We start from the raw sequence: 17,998 nt of genomic DNA on the forward strand, positions 1-17,998 counted from the left end.
GAGGCAGAGCCACAATTTGTGGCTTAGGCTCGTATAAGGGTATCTCTTGTGATATAGGGGCCGAAAAGGCTTTGATAGGCCCACTAGTTAAGGATGAAATGGCATGGCTCGCCGGCGTCAGATTTATGAAGGAAAAGCCAAGATTATCTTTGAAGGGCCTGAGCCGGGAACGGTGGTTCAGTATTTCAAAGATGATGCAACGGCAGGTAATGGGGCAAAGAGTGGCGTCATTACCGGTAAAGGCGTCCTGAATAATCGCATTAGCGAATATTTGATGCTGCGTCTTGGTGAGATGGGTATTCCTACGCATTTCATCCGTAGCTTAAATATGCGGGAGCAGCTTGTGCGGGAGGTTGAGATTATCCCGTTGGAAGTTGTGGTACGTAATGTAGTGGCTGGTTCGCTTTCCAAGCGGTTTGGCTTGCCGGAGGGGGAGCGTCTGCCTCGCACTTTGGTGGAATATTATTATAAGAATGATGCGCTGAATGACCCTCTCATCTCGGAGGAGCATATTGTTACCTTTGGGTGGGCTCATCCGCAGGAGCTGGAGGAGATTCAAAGTTTAGCGTTGCGGGTGAATGATTTTCTCTGCGGATTGTTTACCGGGGTTGGCATTACGCTGGTGGATTTTAAGCTGGAGTTTGGGCGTCTTTGGCAAGATGACGAGATGCGCATTGTACTGGCTGATGAGATTTCGCCAGATAATTGTCGTCTTTGGGATAGCCAAACACAGGAAAAAATGGATAAAGACCGTTTCCGCCGGGATATGGGCGGTGTTGGTGAAGCTTATCAAGAGGTGGCACGCCGCCTTGGCATCTTGCCAGAAAATGGGCAAGTCGAGACTGTATCTACGGAGGGTATGCGGTGAAAGTCAGAGTTTTTGTATATCTGAAAAATGGCGTGTTAGACCCACAGGGTAAAGCGGTTGAGCATGCTCTGCATTCTCTCGGTTTTGAGGAAGCCTCCGATGTGCGCATTAGCCGTGTGGTTGATTTGCACGTTAAGGCTAATGATGCCGCTGCGGCAAAAGAGCAAGGCGAGAAAATGGCGCGTGCTTTGTTAGCTAATGAGGTTATTGAGGATTTTCGTGTGGAGGTAAGTGCGTGAGAGCTATCCGTAACATAGGGTTTGCATTGGCCCTTGGCCTTGCCTCTTTGTGTGTGGGGCATGCCGCTCATGCTCAGCGTGTCTCTACCGTATCGGGGGAGGAGCTAGCGCGGAGCTGTGATAAGCAGTCTCGTTTTGCTGCGTGTAGTGCCTATCTTGCGGGCATTACGGATGGGGCTTCTTGGTCTCAAAGCTTTGGGCTTTTGCTTGGCTCTGCGCCGTCTCCTGCGTTTTGTATCCCGGCGCAAGTTAAGGGGGTGCAGATTCGGTCTCTCGTTGTAGGGTGGCTTGCTGGTCATAGCACAGCTCTGGGGCAGCCAGCAGGGCGGGGTGTTTTCCAAGCCTTGCATGATAACTATACATGCCCCTCTGGCGTAGCGAGTTTATATGCGGAGCGGCGGGCGCAAGCACAGCGTATTTCATCTCTGCCGGGTAAGGGGTTGGTGGCTCTGTGCAGTCATAATGCTGGCTTGCCAGCCTGTAATGGCTATCTCGCAGGGACAATGGATAGTGAGATTTGGTCACGCAATTTCTCCACTATTGAGGGAGCGCATAACCCGATGGCATTTTGTGTCCCTAAAGAGATGAGAATGTCTCAGCTGCGCGCCTTGATTGTCGGTTGGTATGCTGGTCATGAAGATGCGTTGAACGAGCCAGCAGGACGCGGTGTTTATCGGGCATTGCATGATAACTACCCTTGCTATGCGGGTACGCCGTCAGGGGATAACAGATGAAAATAGGCATTGTCGTTTTTCCCGGCACGAATCGCGAGCGGGATATGGCACAAGCATTTCAGGTGGCTTCTGGTAAAGCTCCTCAAATGTTGTGGCATCAGCAGGATAATGTTGATGGATTCGATTTAATTGTCCTGCCGGGCGGCTTTAGCTTTGGCGATTATCTGCGTAGTGGGGCTATGGCAGCACATTCACCTATTATGCGCGCTGTTCGTCAGTTTGCAGAGAAAGGGGGATATGTTCTGGGGGTCTGTAATGGCTTCCAGCTCCTTACGGAGGCGCAGATGCTCCCCGGGGCGTTATTGCGTAATGCGGGCATGCGCTTTTTGTCGCAGGATTGTCACCTTAAGGTAGAAGGGCGCGATAGCATCTTTACCGCTGGTTGGGAGCGTGGGGCCGTATTTCGCGCGCCTTTAGCCCATGGGGATGGGAATTATACTGCCGCCCCAGAGGTCTTGGACCAGTTGGAGGGTGAGGGGCGTGTGGCGTTCCGTTATTGTGATGCGGCAGGTCAGGTGAAGCACCATGATGCACATGTTAATATGAATGGCAGTGCCCGATCGATCGCGGGTGTGTTGAGTGAGAATCGCCGTGTTTGTGGGCTTATGCCTCACCCTGAAAATCTAACAGAAGACATATTGGGCGGCACAGATGGTTTGCCCCTCTTTAATGGGATTTTGGAGGGATTAGGCTAATGGTAACCGCTGTTGTTAATCTCGAATTAGCGCGTTCTTTTGGCCTCAAAGATGATGAGTATGAGAAGGTACTCACCATTATGGGGCGCACGCCGAGTCTGACAGAGCTTGGTATTTTCTCGGTGATGTGGTCGGAGCATTGTTCCTATAAATCATCGCGTCTGCATCTGAAGACTTTGCCTACAAAGGCCCCCTGGGTGATTCATGGCCCCGGTGAAAATGCTGGGGTGATTGATATTGGGGATGGCTTGGCCGCTGTTTTTAAGATGGAGAGCCATAACCACCCCTCTTTCATCGAGCCATATCAAGGGGCAGCGACAGGTGTTGGGGGCATCCTGCGTGATGTTTTCACAATGGGTGCGCGCCCTATTGCGAACTTAAATGCCCTACGCTTTGGCGACCCGTCTCATAAAGATACAAAACGCGTTGTTGATGGTGTTGTGCGCGGTATTGGCGGTTATGGTAACTGCATGGGAGTACCAACCGTTGGGGGCGAGGTAAACTTCCATCATTCCTATAATTGCAACCCGCTTGTTAATGCCATGACCGTTGGCTTAGCACGGCAGGATCGTATCTTCCTTTCTGCTGCGGCGGGAGTGGGGAATCCGGTTGTTTATGTAGGGTCTAAAACAGGACGTGATGGCATCCATGGGGCGACGATGTCCTCCGCGGAGTTCGATTCCGAATCGAGCTCAAAAAGGCCGACTGTTCAAGTTGGGGACCCGTTCACAGAGAAATTATTGCTCGAAGCTTGTTTAGAACTCATGGCAACGGATGCTGTGATTTCCATTCAGGATATGGGTGCCGCAGGGCTGACATCATCTGCTGTGGAGATGGCTAGCAAAGGTGGTGTCGGGATTGACCTAGATCTAGACCATGTGCCGCAGCGCGAAACCCATATGCAGGCTTACGAGATGATGCTCTCTGAAAGTCAGGAACGCATGCTCATGGTGCTGCGTCCCGACCGGACAGAAGTGGCCCGTAAGATTTTTGAGAAATGGGAGTTGGATTTTGCAATTGTCGGCACGCTGACAGATAGCGGACGTATTACGGTACGTCATAAAGGTACTGTAGAAGCCGATATTCCCTTGGGCCCATTGGCTGATGAAGCTCCAATTTACGATCGCCCGACAGTTCCGTATGAGCGTCAACCTGCCCTTACCCCTCCAGCGGCTCCTTGTGGGGTAGAGGCTGCTTTAGCCCGTTTGCTTTCCAGCGGGAATGGGGCCTCGCGCGCTTGGATTTGGAATCAATATGATAGCGGCGTGGGTGGCCAGACAGTAAAACGCCCCGGTGGGGCTGATGCTGCGATTGTACGGGTCGAGGGTACGAATCGTGGCCTCGCGATGACAACCGATTGTACCCCGCGTTACGGGCAGGCGGACCCTTATATTGGCGGTGCGCAAGCTGTTGTAGAGGTCTGGCGGAATATAACCGCGACAGGCGCGCGGCCTTTGGCGATGACGGATAATCTAAACTTCGCTAGCCCAGAAAATCCACGCATCATGGCGCAGTTTGTCGAGGCTGTAAAAGGCATTGGCGATGCTGGGCGCGCGTTGGACTTCCCTGTCGTTAGTGGGAATGTTTCTCTTTATAACGAGACGCGTGGTGATGATGGGAGCGTTACAGCCATCCAACCTGCCCCTGTGATTGGTGGCGTTGGTGTGCTGGAGGATGTACATAAAGCCGTTGGTCTTGCCTTCCCTGACGCAGGAGAGATTCTCCTCATTGGGGAGACGATTGGCACACTCGGGCAGTCTTTATGGTTGAAGGAAATCCTCAACCGTGAGGAGGGCGCACCTCCTGCGATTAATTTTGAAGCTGAGCGGCGGAATGGTGATTTCGTGCGTGGATTGATTCAAGATGAGCTGGTCACGGCCTGTCATGATGTTTCAGATGGTGGGCTTGTGCTCGCTGTGGCTGAGATGGCTATAGCAGGTGGGATCGGTTGCAGCCTTGCGGATGCTCCTGCGGATATGCCTGCTCATGCTTATTGGTTTGGGGAAGACCAAGCGCGTTATGTTGTGGTGACGCAGCAGGCCGATTCTGTGATAAAGGCAGCGCAGGGAAAAGGTGTTCCCGTGCAGCGTCTGGGCCATGTAGGCGGTGATACGCTGAAAATTGGCACAGAGGGGGCTCTTACGGTTGGGAAGATGCAGGCACTGCATGCGTCCTTCTTCCCCCGTTTTATGGGGCAGGAAGATGCACCGCTTGTGCATCTGGATGAACAGCTATCCTGAAGAATGCGGCTATAGAGGGAGAGTAAGCATGATGACGGTAAATGAGATTGAAAAAGCCCTTCGTGCGGCTTTCCCTAATGCGGAAATTGTGGTTGAAGACCTTGCAGGCGATGGTAATCATTTCGCCTGTGAAGTTGTGAGTGACGTATTCCGTGGGTTAACACGGGTGAAACAGCATAAGCTGGTTTATGACGCTTTCGGGGACCGTGTGGGGACGGAGCTACATGCTTTGGCTGTTAAGACGCGGGCTCCTGAGTGAGTGGAAAGGACAGATAAGATGAATGATGCTGTTTTTCAGACAATTCAGGCATTAGTTGATAAAAACCCCGTTATGCTTTTCATGAAGGGGGATAAGCAGTTTCCGCAATGTGGTTTCTCTGCGCGTGTTGTGCAGATTCTGAGCCATATTGGCGTTGAGTTTGAGACGGAAAATGTTTTGGAAAATCCTGCAATCCGTCAGGGAATCAAAGATTTTTCGCAATGGCCGACCATCCCTCAGCTTTATGTAAAAGGTGAGTTTATCGGTGGGTGCGATATTGTGACCGATATGTATCAGAGTGGTGAGTTGGAATCACTGCTTGTGGAGAAAGGGTTGCTTAAAAACGCTGAGTGATAAGCGTGAGAGAGGATAAGAGTCTCTAAAGAATTGTTTAAGGAGAGGCAATTTTTATTGCTTTCTTTTCCTTAGCATGATTAGAGTTTTCATTATTTGTGAGAGATGCGTTATCCCCTCTAGGTGGGTGGGGTGTGAGAAGGGGCGATAGATGAAAATATCCCGTACAAAGGGGGCTATTTTTGGCCTTCTGGGCTTAGCTGGTGTAACGATGGCTCCAGCTCATGCTGAGCGTGTTTTAACAGAGCATGAAGCGGGTAAATTAACATTTGATGCCCTCATTGCGCCTCCTTCAGCATTCCAGCATGTTGCTCGTCATTCATGGCGGGGGCATGTTTTGGGGAGCCGCGTTGCAGCCACCCATCGTCATCATGCTGTAGCAGTGCGGAATGTGTCCTATTATAGTCATACTGCTGCAAGGCACGGGCGGGTAACTCATCGTCACCGTGGGTGATGCTTCTCTTGCCTTTCATCTACTATCAAAAGCTTCATCATGTGCGTGATGAGGCTTTTTTTGATGCTTTAAGTAAGTCGTAACGCATCTCGGATGTGGTCAATCTCACCAGCTATATCAATGATGATGACATCAACGCGCGTATTTTCCCGTTGCCACTCTGGATGGGTCTCAATTACGAGTTGAAACGCCCGCAATAACCTCTGGCTTTGACGTGTGGACACGGCGTAACGGGCTTCGCCTAGGGTTGTACGTTGTTTGACTTCAATGGCGAGTAAGTAATCATCATCGGCTGCAAGCAGGTCAATCTCACCATAAGCTGTGCGATAGCGGCGGGCTAAGATTGTAAAGCCTTGGTGATGGATATAGTCTTCAGCTAATTTTTCCGCCTCAAGGCCTGCCTTATGGGCAAGGCTCCCCCGTCTCCTACGGAGAGGAGAGGGGGAAAAGCGTGGCTTAACGACCACGCAGCAGACGTGCCGCTTCAACAGCAAAATAGGTCAGGATGCCATGGCAGCCAGCCCGGCGGAACGCGATGAGGCTTTCCAGAATGGTTTTCTCGCGTTCTAGCCAGCCATTCTCAATAGCGGCCATAATCATGGAATATTCGCCAGAGACTTGATAGGCAAATGTCGGCACGGAGAATGTGTCACGTACCCGGCGGATGATATCAAGATAGGGCATCCCGGGTTTGACCATTACCATATCCGCCCCTTCGGCTAAATCCATAGCGACTTCCCGGAGGGCTTCATCGCTATTAGCGGGGTCCATCTGATAGCTCTTTTTATCACCATTCAGCAGAGCGTTGGAGCCCAGAGCATCTCGGAAGGGGCCATAAAAGGCAGAGGCATATTTGGCCGCATAGGCCATGATACGCGTTGTGTGAAAGTCATGTTCATCTAAAATGCTGCGGATGGCTTTAACGCGGCCATCCATCATGTCGGATGGGGCAATAATATCAATGCCAGCCTTCGCTTGGTTCAAGGCCTGATGGCGCAGAACATCTACCGATTCATCATTGAGGATGTGACCATCCTTAATTAAGCCATCATGACCGTGGGATGTGTAGGGGTCCAAAGCCACGTCCCCTACTAAAGCAAGGTGAGGGTAAGCCTGCTTTAAGACGCGCGCGGCTCGGCACATCAGATTATCAGGGTTAAGGGCTTCCTCACCAGTTTCGCTACGTTTTTCCAACGGGGTAACGGGGAAGAGGGCGACAGCGGGGATGCCAAGCTCCACAGCGGGACGCACATGCTCTACTAACAGGTCCAAACTGACCCGTTCCACCCCTGGCATGGCCTTTACTTTTTGGCGTTGTTGCTCGCCTTCACAGATGAAAATGGGCCAGATGAGATTATCAACATGCAGATGTGTCTCGCTTACCAAGCGGCGTGTGGCATCGTCAAAACGATTACGACGCAAACGTGTATGGGGGAAAGAGCTTCTTACCATAATATGTTTGTACCTTTATCTTCCTAATGGTGTGAATGACGAATATGGCTACGATGCAATCCGTAGCAAAGATAGACGCCCATACCAATTAGCAACCATACGACAAGCCTGATCCATGTCATGAGGTCCATAGCGAGCATAACGGCACCGCAGGAGATAATCCCTAAAATGGGAATGAGGAACGGCCCGCCGGGGGTGCGAAAACGCCGCACAGCGTCAGGCTGGCGGATGCGTAGAATCATCACGCCCAGGCAAACGATGATGAACGCCAATAACGTGCCGATGGAGGTCATCTTCCCGAGAATATCAATAGGAAGGCACGCGGCGAGAAGGCTTGCCACAATAGCGGTGATGATGTGAGAGCTCCACGGTGTACGGCTACGCTCATTAAGCTTTGAGAAGAGAGGGGGGAGGAGGCCATCTTTTGCCATGGAGAGGCAAATACGGCTCTGCCCCATGAGCAAACCATAAATAACGGAGATATATCCAAAGGCAATACCCAGTGTAATGATACTAGAGAACCATGACATATGAAGACTATCAAGGACGGTCGATACAGGGTTCGGGTCATGCAGCATGGCGCGGTAATCAACAACGCCGACAATAACAAATGAGAATATCATATAAATGATAGCAGAGATGATAAGGCTACCAAGAATACTTAACGGAATATTGCGTTGCGGGTTTTTACTATCCTGCGCTGCGGTAGAGACGATGTCAAACCCAATATAGGCAAAGAAGATAAGCCCCGCTGCGCGCATAACCCCACTAACACCAAAATTGCCGAATTGCCCGGTATTGGGGGGAATGAAAGGATGGAGGTGAGTGCCTCTAATATAAGGCAAGCATACGGCCGTAACGCTACCAATGATAACGAGTTTGAGGATGACAATAGAGAGGTTAATTTTGCTCGAGATTTGTGTCCCGTACATGAGCAACGCCGTCACGGCCCAGATGATGAAGACGGCTGGTGCATTAAACCAAGCATGTACAAAATGACCATCGGGCGTCATAACAGCCGCCCCCGTTGGGGCGAGGAAGCGAGGGTCCAGATGGATGCCTAGCCCGTGGAGGAGAGCGGCAAAATAGCCCGACCAGCTGGCGGCAACGGTGGAGGCGTTAACGGTATATTCGAGGATTAAATCCCAGCCGATAATCCAGGCAATGCCTTCGCCCATGCCCGTATAAGCGTAAGTATAGGCGGAGCCTCCTTCTGGAATCATTCCAGCGAGTTCCGCATAGCAAAGGCCAGCGAAGGCGCAGGCGATGGCCGCGATGAGGAAGGAGAGCGTGACAGCGGGGCCAGCATATTGCCCCGCCGCAACACCTGTCATCGAGAATAGACCGGCCCCTACAGTCACACCCACACCAAGGGCAATTAACTGCCATAAGCCTAAGACACGGCGTAACCCTGTTTTGGTGGTAAGGGTTTGGGCGATTGGTTTGGTGCGCCAGAAGGGCCTGTTCATGAGGCTTGCTCCACGTTGTTACGGTCAGTCAGGACGAGAGGACGTAGGGTGATGCTTCGTCCTTAGGTGGCTATGTTTTATGCTATAGGCGAAATAAATCACGGCACCAATGGCTAACCAGATAATAAGCCGCATCCATGTGACAAGACTCATGGAGAGCATGACACTACCACATGAGAGGATGCCGAGGCCGGGGATAAGCCATGGCCCACCCGGCAAGCGGAAGGTACGCGGGGCGTGGGGTGCCCTAAAGCGCAGCGCAATAACGCCCGCGCATACGATGATGAAGGCCGCTAACGTACCGATAGAGGCCATATCGGCAAGGATATTGATGGGTAAGCAACAAGCGAGTGCCCCGCTAACGAGGAAGCTCAGCATATGGCTGGGTACAGGGGTATGGCTCTTGGGGTTAAGACGGCGGAAGAAGGCGGGTAATAAACCATCTTGTGCCATAGCGAGGAGGATACGGCTCTGGCCCATTAACAACCCATAAAGGACAGATAAGTAACCGAGACAAATCCCTCCCTTAATGAGCAAACCCAACCAAGGAAGGTTGATGACATCCATAACCGTGGCAACGGGACTAGGGTCGTTTGCAAAGCGGTGATAATCCACCACACCAACCAACACAGCCGAGAAAGCCACATAGATAATCGTGCAAATAATCAAGCTGCCCAAAATCGCAAAAGGCATGGATTTTTGTGGGTTTTTGGTATCTTGCGCGGCGGTCGAGACGATGTCGAAGCCGATATAAGCGAGGAAGGCCATCCCTGCGGCACGCATAACGCCGCTAAAGCCAAAAATGCCAAACTGGCCTGTATTAGGGGCAATAAAGGGATGAAAATGCGCCATATTGATGTGAGGCAGCGCGGCAATAATCATTCCAACAAGGACACAGAACTTGATAGCCACGACAAGGCCGTTCATCCGTGCTGATTCTTTCACTCCACGGGTGAGCATAAAGGTAACGAGCCAGAGGATGAACAAACAAGGGGCGTTAAACCATGCATGCGCTGTTTGCCCATCGGGGAGGGTAACAAGCGTCATGGGCGGGTGGAGAAGGCGAGGATCTATGACGATTCCCCAGCCCTTGAGGAAGGAGACAATATAGCCCGACCAGCTAGAGGCAACAGCCGCTGTGCTGACGGTATATTCCAAGATTAAATCCCAGCCGATAACCCATGCCACAACCTCCCCCAAGGCGGCATAAGCGTAGGAGTAGGCGGAGCCACCAGAAGGGATCATGCCAGAGAGTTCGGCATAACATAAACCTGCAAAACTGGCGGCAATACCAGCGATGAGGAAGGAGAGCGGTATAGCCGAGCCAGCATAAAGGCCGGAGGCTACGCCTGTAAGAGAGAAAAGCCCCGCACCAATAGTGACGCCTACCCCGATGGCAATAAGCTGCCATGTATCAAAAACCCGCTTTAGGCCGCTAGGCTCAACAGGGGCGGTAATGGTCTTTTTACGCCATAGGGATGACTTCATGATGGGGATACTTTCATCGTCTCTTTAGTGCATCGCTCACCTTATTATGGAAGATTATTATAATTTTCCACCCCTAATGAGAAGACTTATTGCGTAATTTGCTCTTACGGATGCCATAAGCGAAATAAATGACAAACCCAATGGCCAACCAAATGAGCAACCGTGCCCAAGTAAGTGGGCTCATGGAGGCAATGACAATCCCACAGGTGATGATTCCTAAAAAGGGAATGAGTACTGGCCCACCCGGTACGCGGAAGCTACGCGGGGCATTAGGAGCGCGGAAGCGTAGGGCGGTGACGCCTGCACAGACAATCACAAAGGCAAGCAATGTACCGATGGAGGTCATCTCGCCCAAGGTGGCAATAGGGACGCACCCGGCGAGTAGGGCGGCTGCACAGGCGGTGATGATATGGGCTGTCCAAGGGGTGCGTGTACCCTTATGAACACGCCCTAAAAAGCTGGGGAGGAGGCCATCTTCTGCCATATTCATAGCAATACGGCTTTGGCCGATGAGGAGGCCGAAAAGGACGGAAATAAAGCCGAAGGTAATGCCGATTTTTACCAATACAGCCATCCATGGCAGATGGATTTTATCCATAGCCGTGGCAACAGGGCTGGGGTCATGGGCGAGGAGATGGTAATCTACGACACCTACGAGAATGGTTGAGAACACAACATAGATAATCGCGCAAAGCAGCAGGCTACCTAAAATCCCAATGGGCATATTGCGTTGAGGGTTGCTGGTATCTTGTGCGGCGGTCGAGACAATATCAATGCCGATATAGGCAAAGAAAGCCATACCCGCAGCGCGCATAATGCCGCTGACACCAAAATGGCCAAAGCTTCCCGTATTTTGGGGGATAAAGGGGTGGAAATGGCTGACATCGACAAAGGGTGTGCAGACAATAATCAGCCCAACAATGACCAAGAGCTTAATGAAGACGACCAGCGCATTCAGGCGGGCAGAAAAATTAGTTCCCCGCATAAGTAAAAGTGTGATGACGAAAAGAATGAGCATTGCCGGTAGGTTGCACCACGCATGAGCGGTTTGGCCATTGGGCAAGGTGAGGGTTGTAAGAGGTGGATTAAGGAGGCGCGGGTCTATGAGGATGTTCCACCCTTTAAGGAGGGAGGCAATATAGCCCGAAGCACTGGAGGCCACCGCCCCAGCCCCGACAGTATATTCCAAAATCAAATCCCAGCCGATAATCCATGCGATGATCTCACCAAGGCCAGCATAAGCGTAGGCATAAGCCGACCCACCGGCGGGGAGCATCCCGGCAAGTTCGGCGTAGCATAGTCCGGCAAAACTTGCGGCGATAGCGGCGATGAGGAAGGAGATAACCACCGCAGGGCCAGCATTTTGTCCAGCGGCCACACCGGTGAGGGAGAAAAGCCCAGCCCCAACTGTGACACCAACGCCCATCATGATAAGCCGCCACGGGCCAAAGACACGCTTCAACCCATTAGGATGATTGGTGGGGGGGGCGACTGGTTTTCTCTGCAAAAGAGGCGTGGTCATGATGGCTCTCACAGTATTTTTAAAGGTAATTATCCCGCAACGATAGACGCGCTTAGCTCTCATGCTTATAAAAAGGAAGAGTTTTTTTGCAGAGAGATGCGTAGCGAATGTCCGACAACATCAAAAAATCTACCCTTCATGCTTTCTATCATGCTCCTTTAAAGGAGCGTGACGCCGAGGTTAGTGCGATTCTGAATGCCGAGTTGGAGCGTCAACAAGATGGTATTGAGTTAATTGCCTCGGAGAATATGGCATCTTTTGCTGTGATGGAGGCTCAAGGCTCTGTTCTGACCAATAAATATGCGGAAGGTCTGCCCGGTCGCCGTTATTACGGTGGCTGTGTTGATGTTGATAAGGTTGAGAATCTTGCCATTGAGCGTTTGAAGAAGATTTTCGGTGCGGAGTTTGTCAATGTGCAACCTCACTCTGGGGCTAATGCGAATCAGGCCGCCTTTATGGCATTGGCTAAGCCCGGTGATACCATCCTCGGTATGAGCCTCGCAGCGGGGGGGCATCTCACCCATGGTGCCGCGCCGAATTATTCCGGCAAATGGTTCAATGCGGTGCAATATGGTGTGCGCGGGGAGGATGGTCTGCTCGATTATGAGGAGATGGAGCGTCTGGCTCGCGAGCATAAGCCGCGCATCATCGTAGCGGGCAGCTCTGCGTATCCGCGTGTGATTGACTTCCCTCGTTTCCGCAAGATTGCTGATGAGGTCGGGGCTTATTTGATGGTCGATATGGCCCATTTTGCTGGGCTTGTAGCGGCTGGCCTTTACCCAAGCCCGGTTCCTCATGCAGATATTACGACCTCCACAACGCATAAAACATTACGCGGCCCGCGCGGTGGTATCATCATGACGAATGATGCAGACATCGCGAAGAAGATTAACTCAGCGGTGTTCCCGGGCCTTCAGGGTGGCCCTTTGATGCATGTGATTGCAGGTAAGGCTGTAGCTTTTGGTGAGGCTCTGCAAGAGGAGTTCAAACATTATCAGCAGCGTGTGCAGGCTAATGCGCGGGCTCTGGCTGATGAGCTGTTGAAATGTGGCTTCGACATCGTAACAGGTGGGACCGATACGCATCTCGTGCTGGTGGACCTGCGTCCTAAGAAGGTGACTGGCAAGAAGGCGGAAGCTCTCATGGAGCGTGCTGGTATTACCGCGAACAAGAACGCCGTACCATTCGACCCAGAAAAGCCTTTTGTGACCTCCGGCGTGCGTTTGGGTAGCCCGGCAGCAACAGCGCGTGGTTTTGGTGAGGCGGAGTTCCGCCAAGTGGCGCGTATGATTGATGCGGTGCTGAGTGCCGATGAGGAGGATGAAGCAACATTCGCCCGCGTGCGCAAAGAGGTGAAGGAGCTATGCGCTCGCTTCCCAATTTATGATCGTGCCTCTGCTTAAAAGGGCTGGTAGCCTGCTCCCCTATGGTCGTGATGGTCGCCATTCGGCCATAGGGGGATGGGTTTAGAGCGTCTCGGTCGTGATGATGCGGATGCGGTAGTTGATATGTTTTTCAATATCGCGTAGGCGGGCGCGTTCATCAAATGTCACGAAAGTTACGGCACGGCCTTGCTTCCCTGCCCGGGCCGTACGGCCAATGCGATGAATATAAAGCTCTGGCGTTTGAGGTAGGTCCATATTGATGACGAGTTGAATATCATCAATATCCAGCCCACGGGCCGCTATATCGGTTGTTACGAGGATGGCTCCAGCCTGCTCTTGGTAACGCTCTAACGTCTTTTTCCGTTCGCCTTGGGTTTGTCCACCATGCAGGGCGATGGCTTTATATCGTGCCTTCCTCAATGATTTGGCAACAGAATCAGCCCGTTGTTTCGTTTTAGTAAAAATAATGGTGCGGCCTGTTTTCCCGTCTTTTAGGTGAGGGGTAGTTTCCAGTAGTTTTTGTAGGAGTGGCTCTTTTTGGTCATCTGTGATGAAGAGGGCTTGCTGGCGAATACGTCGCGGCGTGACTTCTTCTTCTCCCGGTTCGACCCGGATAGGGTCTTTTGTTACGCGTTTGGCAAGAGCCATGACAGGCGCAGGCAGGGTGGCTGAGCAAAAGACCGTTTGGGGACGGTCAGCAATATAGGGGACAAGGGCCGTCATACTGGCTGAGAACTCCTCATCTAAAAGGCGGTCTGCTTCATCCAGCACAAGATAGAGAATATGCTCTAACGATAGGTCGCTTTTCTCCACAAAATCGAGCAAACGGCCATGAGTGGCAACGATAATATCGGCCCCTTGCGCTAAGGAGAGAGCTTGTTGCTCGCGTGGGACACCCCCGCAAATCACACGCGTTTTGAGCGGAAGTTGACGGCCCAACTGGCGGCACACTGCTGCGGTCTGCATGGCTAAATCGCGTGTTGGCTCTAAGATGAGGATGCGCGGGATAGAGGGGGTAGAGCCATCCTCTTTAAGATGAGCAAGTTTTTGGAGGGCAGGGAGAACAAAAGCGGCGGTTTTGCCTGTCCCTGTTTGGCCGGGTAACAGAACATCTCGCCCTGCCAGAAGGGGCGGAATAGCGTGCTGTTGAATCGCTGTCGGTTTCATCATGCCCGCTTTTTGTGCAGCATGCGTAAGAGCATCGGAGAGGCCAAGGGTGGTAAAATCACTATGGGTCATGGAGGATAGTCTTGCTAGAGAGGAGGAATGATGATGGCCTAATACCCTAGGGAGCCTTTTCACGATGCATGCGACGATTATTGCCGAGGATTATGCCGGGATGCGTTCACAAGGGCGAGGCTTGGCAGAAAGGGCGGGTTTCTCTTGGGATTTTCAGCCTATTATAACACAAAAAGATTCATGGGTCCTTCGCTTACCCGTTCGGTTTTGGCCGCGTTCTTTGGGTCTTTTTGCACCATTTCATCTATCCTCTGCAACCCGTCTTATTATCAGCCTCGGGGGGAAGGGCGGGGTCGCAGGGGCGGCTCTGGGAACACATTATGGTCTTCCTGTCGTACAGATTCAGCACCCTAGAGCGCGCCTTTCTCCCTATGCGTTAGTGATTGCTAATGAGCATGATAAGCTTAGCGGGCCGAATGTATTATCTATTCGCACGGCGTTGCATGATGTCACCCCCGCCCGTTTAGCAGAGGCCGCACAGCGTTGGCATAGCCCCATTCGTGCAGGGGCGGAGAGGGTTCTAGGGGTTCTTCTTGGCGGCTCTAATGGGCGGTATCGTTTTGAGGAGCGTGAAGCCGCAGCTCTTGCTGCACACATTGCCAGCTTTATACGCAAAACGTCAGTTCGATGTGTTATCACGCCATCGCGTCGCACATCCCCTAAGGCCCTTGCTTTTATGCGTGCTCATCTTCAGCCTCTAGGGGCTGTGGTGATGGATGGTGAGGGGAAGGAGAACCCTTATATGGGCTTACTCGCCTGTGCTGATATTTTAGCCGTTACCCAAGATAGTGTCTCGATGATTTCAGAGGCGGTGGCAACAGATAAACCCGTATGTATTTTGCCGCTAAAGGGTAGGTCTTCACGGATAGATTCTTTTGTAAAGACCTTACAAAAAGCGGGACGTATTCAGTCTTCTTTAGACGTAGCCTCATTTATTCCTTGTTATCATCTTGACGATACTTGGCTAGCAGCGGAAGAAGTAAGACGGCGTATTCAGTTTGAGCAGAAAGGGTGATTCCATGTTGGACATTAAAACTTTTGGACCGCAGGGCGGTAATGTCCTCTATAAGGCTCTCTCTCACCCGCTGATTGTTGAGGAGATGAAAACGCTGGAGGCGGCGTTAAAAGGCAAGAGAGTTGCTTTTTATGACCCTGATGAGTACGCTCCTACGTTATGTGGGCTTTATCCCGCTATTCAACCGGCTTTGATTTTAACGCATGATAGTGAGCAAGTTGGTCAGGCTGATGGCCTAGGCGGGCAGAAGTGCGCCATTGTTCACGCGGCTAATTGTGATGTGGATGCCATCCTCGCTTTGTCGTTTGAGGATGCTAAAATGCGTTCCCGCCTTGGGGCATTTATAGGGGCTATACCGCTTTATACATTGGGTATAGCGCGCCTGCCAGATATGTTCTTCCCCTATAAGCGGCCTTATTTAGATAAATGTAATTTCGCAACTAATTTTGCCTTCTTTCGCGAGACAGAACATTTCAGCACCCGCTTAGTCACGGCGAATTATTGGTCTAATTACGGGGCGGAGTCTTTACGCTATTGGCTCCGTCTTTACGATGAGCAGGGCCTTATTCTGGCAGAATGGCATCATGATGTAGAGAACCCCGCCGCCGGTGTGGTGATTGATAGTCAAGAGGTAAGGGAACGCTTCAATCTCCCGCATTTTACAGGGCAGCTTTTCATCCATGTAATTGGGGCAAAAGGGCATGATGTCGTAAAATACGCTCTTGATAGTTTTGGTCGCAAAGGTGACCCGAGCCTTTCTGTGACGCATGACGCTAATGCGTGGCCCTCCATGCGCTTTGCGACCCTTCCCGCGCCTGATGATGATGAGACCGTATATCTCTGGCTGCAAAATAGCCACGGCACAACCATTCCCGCAGGGGCTATAACCCTCAACCCTATGGGGGAGGATGAGCATTACCCCATCGCTCAGCCTATCGGCCCTTATGAGACGGTTGCGCTGGATGTCGGCGCGTTATTGCCTAAATGGCGGTGGCCTGCCCAGTTGGAGTTACGCTCTGGCCAACATCTGGTTCGCCCACGGTACGAAATTGTACAGCGGGGGCGCACACGCATTGCCCATATGAATGTCGAGCGCGCCAATTTACAACCCGACCCCGCACTTCGCACTATGTCGCCCCTCTTAGGGCGCGGGTTTGTACTACCTTTCCCCATCCCTAATCCCGCTTTGTATGAAAGTTTCGTCCAGCCCAACCCGATGTCGGAAGCACTAACACATATGCCGCTGCGGTTGGATGTGTTTGATGAAGCCGGTCAGGAATGTGGCCAGCATTTCCTTGGCAATTTACCGCGTAATTATCAAGGGGCGATAGCCCTGCATGAGCTTCTTCAAAAACCCGGCCATGCGGAGCTTGTATATGACTTCCGCGATGGTGGGGAGGCTGACGGCTGGCCTCATGCTTTAATGCGTTATCGCCATCGCAAAACGGACCATGCGGCCGAGACGAGCTTTGGCGGGCATATCTTCAACACTATGATGACATGGCGTAACGAGCCGCAATCTTATGCTGGTCCTCCGCCGGGACTGACAACTCGGCTCTTTTTAAAGCTTGGTCAAACTCTTGATAGCACAATGCTACGGAGTTTTTGTTACTTGATTTACCCGACCTCCCTGCGTGAAGGCCGCGCCCCATCCCAAACGCGCTTGCATCTTCATGCCGCTGATGGGGCGGAGTTGGCTCAGGCTGATATTACCATCCAGCCTTCTGGCTCTTACCTTCTTCAACCGCATAAGCTGTTTGATGCTTCATTGTTAGACCAAGCAGGGGAGGGCGGTTATGTCTTAATTCGTGACTTAACATGCCGTCTTTTTGGGTATCACGGTTTAGATAATGAGGCTGGTGGTTTTTCATTAGACCATATGTTTGGTTTTTAAAGCAGCCCTCTTGCATGGGGAGAGAACAGGTGCTAGAAGCCACTCACCCCATTAAGGATGCGTAGCTCAGCGGTAGAGCACTGCCTTCACACGGCAGGGGTCACAGGTTCAATCCCTGTCGCATCCACCATAAATCCCCCTGAAACATAAGTGTTTTTAGATATTGGGTGACGCCCAACATGCTGTCCACCGTCATTTGCGCATGACCGTGAAAATGTGCGAGCGTTCAAGAGTCTTGCCCATTCATTTTCAGGGATTTCTCCCTCAGTGAGTGCCCCTTTCTTTAAGGGCATGATTCAGGGTGACCATATGGAGGCAGCGGCTTCATCTGTAATGGGAGATGCACTGACGATAGAGGGGCGGCCATATCCTCATTATTGCGCCCATAGAACGCGTTACCGTCATGCTAACGATATACAATTATTATGGAGCGCAGCATAAGCCTTGTTGGTACGTTTGCAGCGTGCGAATTGTAGAAGGTAGTTAGGCTCTATTGCGTATTGGGGGTAGTGATGCGGGGCATTGTTGCGGGTATTTTGAGTTTTGTGGCGTTTATTTTGGTGTCTGGTTTGGGTGTTTGTGCTGATGGGATACCGCCTATAGAGGAGGGGTTGAAGATGGTTGCGGCGCAGCAGCAATATGCGTTGCAACGGATGGGTTTAAGTGCGTCGTTAGCGCGGCAGGCTTTGTG

At 51.8% G+C, this 17,998-nt stretch carries 18 protein-coding genes and 1 tRNA gene; 13 read left to right on the forward strand and 6 right to left on the reverse strand.

Features of this window, described 5'->3' with window-relative positions:
* Positions 1 to 103: 103 nt before the first annotated feature.
* The 8 genes from purC (at position 104) to GM556_RS03445 (ending at position 5,843) form a co-directional block, all read left to right on the forward strand.
* Positions 104 to 868, forward strand: a complete 765-nt coding sequence (gene purC, locus GM556_RS03410; protein ID WP_155573073.1) for a phosphoribosylaminoimidazolesuccinocarboxamide synthase — start codon at positions 104 to 106, stop codon at positions 866 to 868.
* Complete coding sequence (purS, locus tag GM556_RS03415) at positions 865 to 1,107, forward strand: phosphoribosylformylglycinamidine synthase subunit PurS (protein ID WP_370513577.1); 243 nt, start codon at positions 865 to 867, stop codon at positions 1,105 to 1,107. Before purC ends, purS begins: the two co-directional genes overlap by 4 nt.
* Positions 1,104 to 1,841, forward strand: coding sequence for a Rap1a/Tai family immunity protein (locus tag GM556_RS03420; protein ID WP_155573074.1), 738 nt, complete (start codon positions 1,104 to 1,106; stop codon positions 1,839 to 1,841). Before purS ends, GM556_RS03420 begins: the two co-directional genes overlap by 4 nt.
* Positions 1,838 to 2,536 carry a phosphoribosylformylglycinamidine synthase subunit PurQ gene (gene purQ / locus GM556_RS03425; protein WP_155573075.1) on the forward strand — a complete coding sequence of 233 codons (699 nt, stop codon included), beginning with the start codon at positions 1,838 to 1,840 and terminating at the stop codon, positions 2,534 to 2,536. Before GM556_RS03420 ends, purQ begins: the two co-directional genes overlap by 4 nt.
* The gene (purL, locus tag GM556_RS03430; protein ID WP_155579250.1) at positions 2,536 to 4,776 is read left to right on the forward strand and encodes a phosphoribosylformylglycinamidine synthase subunit PurL; all 2,241 of its coding nucleotides are present in this window, start codon (positions 2,536 to 2,538) and stop codon (positions 4,774 to 4,776) included. The genes purQ and purL overlap by 1 nt, the downstream gene beginning before the upstream one ends.
* Positions 4,777 to 4,807: 31 nt before the next feature.
* Positions 4,808 to 5,035, forward strand: coding sequence for a BolA family protein (locus GM556_RS03435; RefSeq protein WP_155573514.1), 228 nt, complete (start codon positions 4,808 to 4,810; stop codon positions 5,033 to 5,035).
* Positions 5,036 to 5,053: 18 nt separating this feature from the next.
* Positions 5,054 to 5,389, forward strand: coding sequence for a Grx4 family monothiol glutaredoxin (grxD, locus tag GM556_RS03440; RefSeq protein WP_155573077.1), 336 nt, complete (start codon positions 5,054 to 5,056; stop codon positions 5,387 to 5,389).
* Positions 5,390 to 5,540: 151 nt separating this feature from the next.
* Complete coding sequence (locus GM556_RS03445; RefSeq protein ID WP_155573078.1) at positions 5,541 to 5,843, forward strand: hypothetical protein; 303 nt, start codon at positions 5,541 to 5,543, stop codon at positions 5,841 to 5,843.
* 68 nt (positions 5,844 to 5,911) lie between these two features.
* Here the strand turns inward: GM556_RS03445 and GM556_RS03450 are convergent, their stop codons facing one another.
* From GM556_RS03450 to GM556_RS03470, 5 genes are all read right to left on the reverse strand, one after another.
* The gene (locus tag GM556_RS03450) at positions 5,912 to 6,310 is read right to left on the reverse strand and encodes a YraN family protein (RefSeq protein WP_370513578.1); all 399 of its coding nucleotides are present in this window, start codon (positions 6,308 to 6,310) and stop codon (positions 5,912 to 5,914) included.
* A complete protein-coding gene (hemB, locus tag GM556_RS03455; RefSeq protein ID WP_155579251.1) occupies positions 6,300 to 7,295 on the reverse strand; it encodes a porphobilinogen synthase in 996 nt (331 codons plus the stop codon). Before hemB ends, GM556_RS03450 begins: the two co-directional genes overlap by 11 nt.
* Positions 7,296 to 7,318: 23 nt before the next feature.
* On the reverse strand, positions 7,319 to 8,764 hold the full coding sequence (locus GM556_RS03460) for an amino acid permease (protein WP_155579252.1): 1,446 nt from the start codon (positions 8,762 to 8,764) through the stop codon (positions 7,319 to 7,321).
* A gap of 24 nt (positions 8,765 to 8,788) precedes the next feature.
* Positions 8,789 to 10,252, reverse strand: coding sequence for an APC family permease (locus GM556_RS03465; protein ID WP_155579253.1), 1,464 nt, complete (start codon positions 10,250 to 10,252; stop codon positions 8,789 to 8,791).
* 73 nt (positions 10,253 to 10,325) lie between these two features.
* Positions 10,326 to 11,774 carry an APC family permease gene (locus GM556_RS03470; RefSeq protein WP_155579254.1) on the reverse strand — a complete coding sequence of 483 codons (1,449 nt, stop codon included), beginning with the start codon at positions 11,772 to 11,774 and terminating at the stop codon, positions 10,326 to 10,328.
* 107 nt (positions 11,775 to 11,881) lie between these two features.
* On the opposite strand from GM556_RS03470, the gene glyA reads away from it, so the two are divergent.
* Complete coding sequence (gene glyA / locus GM556_RS03475; RefSeq protein WP_155579255.1) at positions 11,882 to 13,177, forward strand: serine hydroxymethyltransferase; 1,296 nt, start codon at positions 11,882 to 11,884, stop codon at positions 13,175 to 13,177.
* Between the two features lie 63 nt (positions 13,178 to 13,240).
* Here glyA and GM556_RS03480 read toward each other — a convergent pair whose 3' ends face one another.
* On the reverse strand, positions 13,241 to 14,398 hold the full coding sequence (locus tag GM556_RS03480) for a DEAD/DEAH box helicase (protein WP_155579256.1): 1,158 nt from the start codon (positions 14,396 to 14,398) through the stop codon (positions 13,241 to 13,243).
* Positions 14,399 to 14,462: 64 nt separating this feature from the next.
* Here GM556_RS03480 and GM556_RS03485 point away from each other — a divergent pair, with 64 nt between their 5' ends.
* The 4 genes from GM556_RS03485 to GM556_RS03500 all read left to right on the forward strand — a co-directional run bounded on the left by GM556_RS03485 (position 14,463) and on the right by GM556_RS03500 (position 17,748).
* Positions 14,463 to 15,413, forward strand: coding sequence for a mitochondrial fission ELM1 family protein (locus tag GM556_RS03485; protein WP_155579257.1), 951 nt, complete (start codon positions 14,463 to 14,465; stop codon positions 15,411 to 15,413).
* A gap of 4 nt (positions 15,414 to 15,417) precedes the next feature.
* Positions 15,418 to 17,307, forward strand: a complete 1,890-nt coding sequence (locus tag GM556_RS03490) for a hypothetical protein (RefSeq protein ID WP_155579258.1) — start codon at positions 15,418 to 15,420, stop codon at positions 17,305 to 17,307.
* Positions 17,308 to 17,362: 55 nt separating this feature from the next.
* Positions 17,363 to 17,437, forward strand: a tRNA-Val gene (locus GM556_RS03495).
* A 137-nt stretch (positions 17,438 to 17,574) separates the two neighbouring features.
* Positions 17,575 to 17,748 carry a hypothetical protein gene (locus GM556_RS03500; protein WP_155573087.1) on the forward strand — a complete coding sequence of 58 codons (174 nt, stop codon included), beginning with the start codon at positions 17,575 to 17,577 and terminating at the stop codon, positions 17,746 to 17,748.
* The last annotated feature ends 250 nt before the right edge of the window (positions 17,749 to 17,998 follow it).

Origin of the sequence: Bombella sp. ESL0378 (assembly GCF_009725845.1) — a bacterium.
Classification (GTDB): domain Bacteria; phylum Pseudomonadota; class Alphaproteobacteria; order Acetobacterales; family Acetobacteraceae; genus Bombella; species Bombella pollinis.

Bases quoted from the DNA above. Each gene is read 5' to 3' on its own strand.
- GM556_RS03485 (WP_155579257.1), top strand. From the start codon at position 14,463: ATGCATGCGACGATTATTGCCGAGGATTATGCCGGGATGCGTTCACAA.
- purQ (WP_155573075.1), top strand. From the start codon at position 1,838: ATGAAAATAGGCATTGTCGTTTTTCCCGGCACGAATCGCGAGCGGGAT.
- GM556_RS03460 (WP_155579252.1), bottom strand. From the start codon at position 8,764: ATGAACAGGCCCTTCTGGCGCACCAAACCAATCGCCCAAACCCTTACC.
- hemB (WP_155579251.1), bottom strand. From the start codon at position 7,295: ATGGTAAGAAGCTCTTTCCCCCATACACGTTTGCGTCGTAATCGTTTT.
- grxD (WP_155573077.1), top strand. From the start codon at position 5,054: ATGAATGATGCTGTTTTTCAGACAATTCAGGCATTAGTTGATAAAAAC.
- glyA (WP_155579255.1), top strand. From the start codon at position 11,882: ATGTCCGACAACATCAAAAAATCTACCCTTCATGCTTTCTATCATGCT.
- purL (WP_155579250.1), top strand. From the start codon at position 2,536: ATGGTAACCGCTGTTGTTAATCTCGAATTAGCGCGTTCTTTTGGCCTC.
- purC (WP_155573073.1), top strand. From the start codon at position 104: ATGGCTCGCCGGCGTCAGATTTATGAAGGAAAAGCCAAGATTATCTTT.
- GM556_RS03445 (WP_155573078.1), top strand. From the start codon at position 5,541: ATGAAAATATCCCGTACAAAGGGGGCTATTTTTGGCCTTCTGGGCTTA.
- GM556_RS03490 (WP_155579258.1), top strand. From the start codon at position 15,418: ATGTTGGACATTAAAACTTTTGGACCGCAGGGCGGTAATGTCCTCTAT.
- GM556_RS03435 (WP_155573514.1), top strand. From the start codon at position 4,808: ATGACGGTAAATGAGATTGAAAAAGCCCTTCGTGCGGCTTTCCCTAAT.
- GM556_RS03480 (WP_155579256.1), bottom strand. From the start codon at position 14,398: ATGACCCATAGTGATTTTACCACCCTTGGCCTCTCCGATGCTCTTACG.
- GM556_RS03470 (WP_155579254.1), bottom strand. From the start codon at position 11,774: ATGACCACGCCTCTTTTGCAGAGAAAACCAGTCGCCCCCCCCACCAAT.
- GM556_RS03465 (WP_155579253.1), bottom strand. From the start codon at position 10,252: ATGAAGTCATCCCTATGGCGTAAAAAGACCATTACCGCCCCTGTTGAG.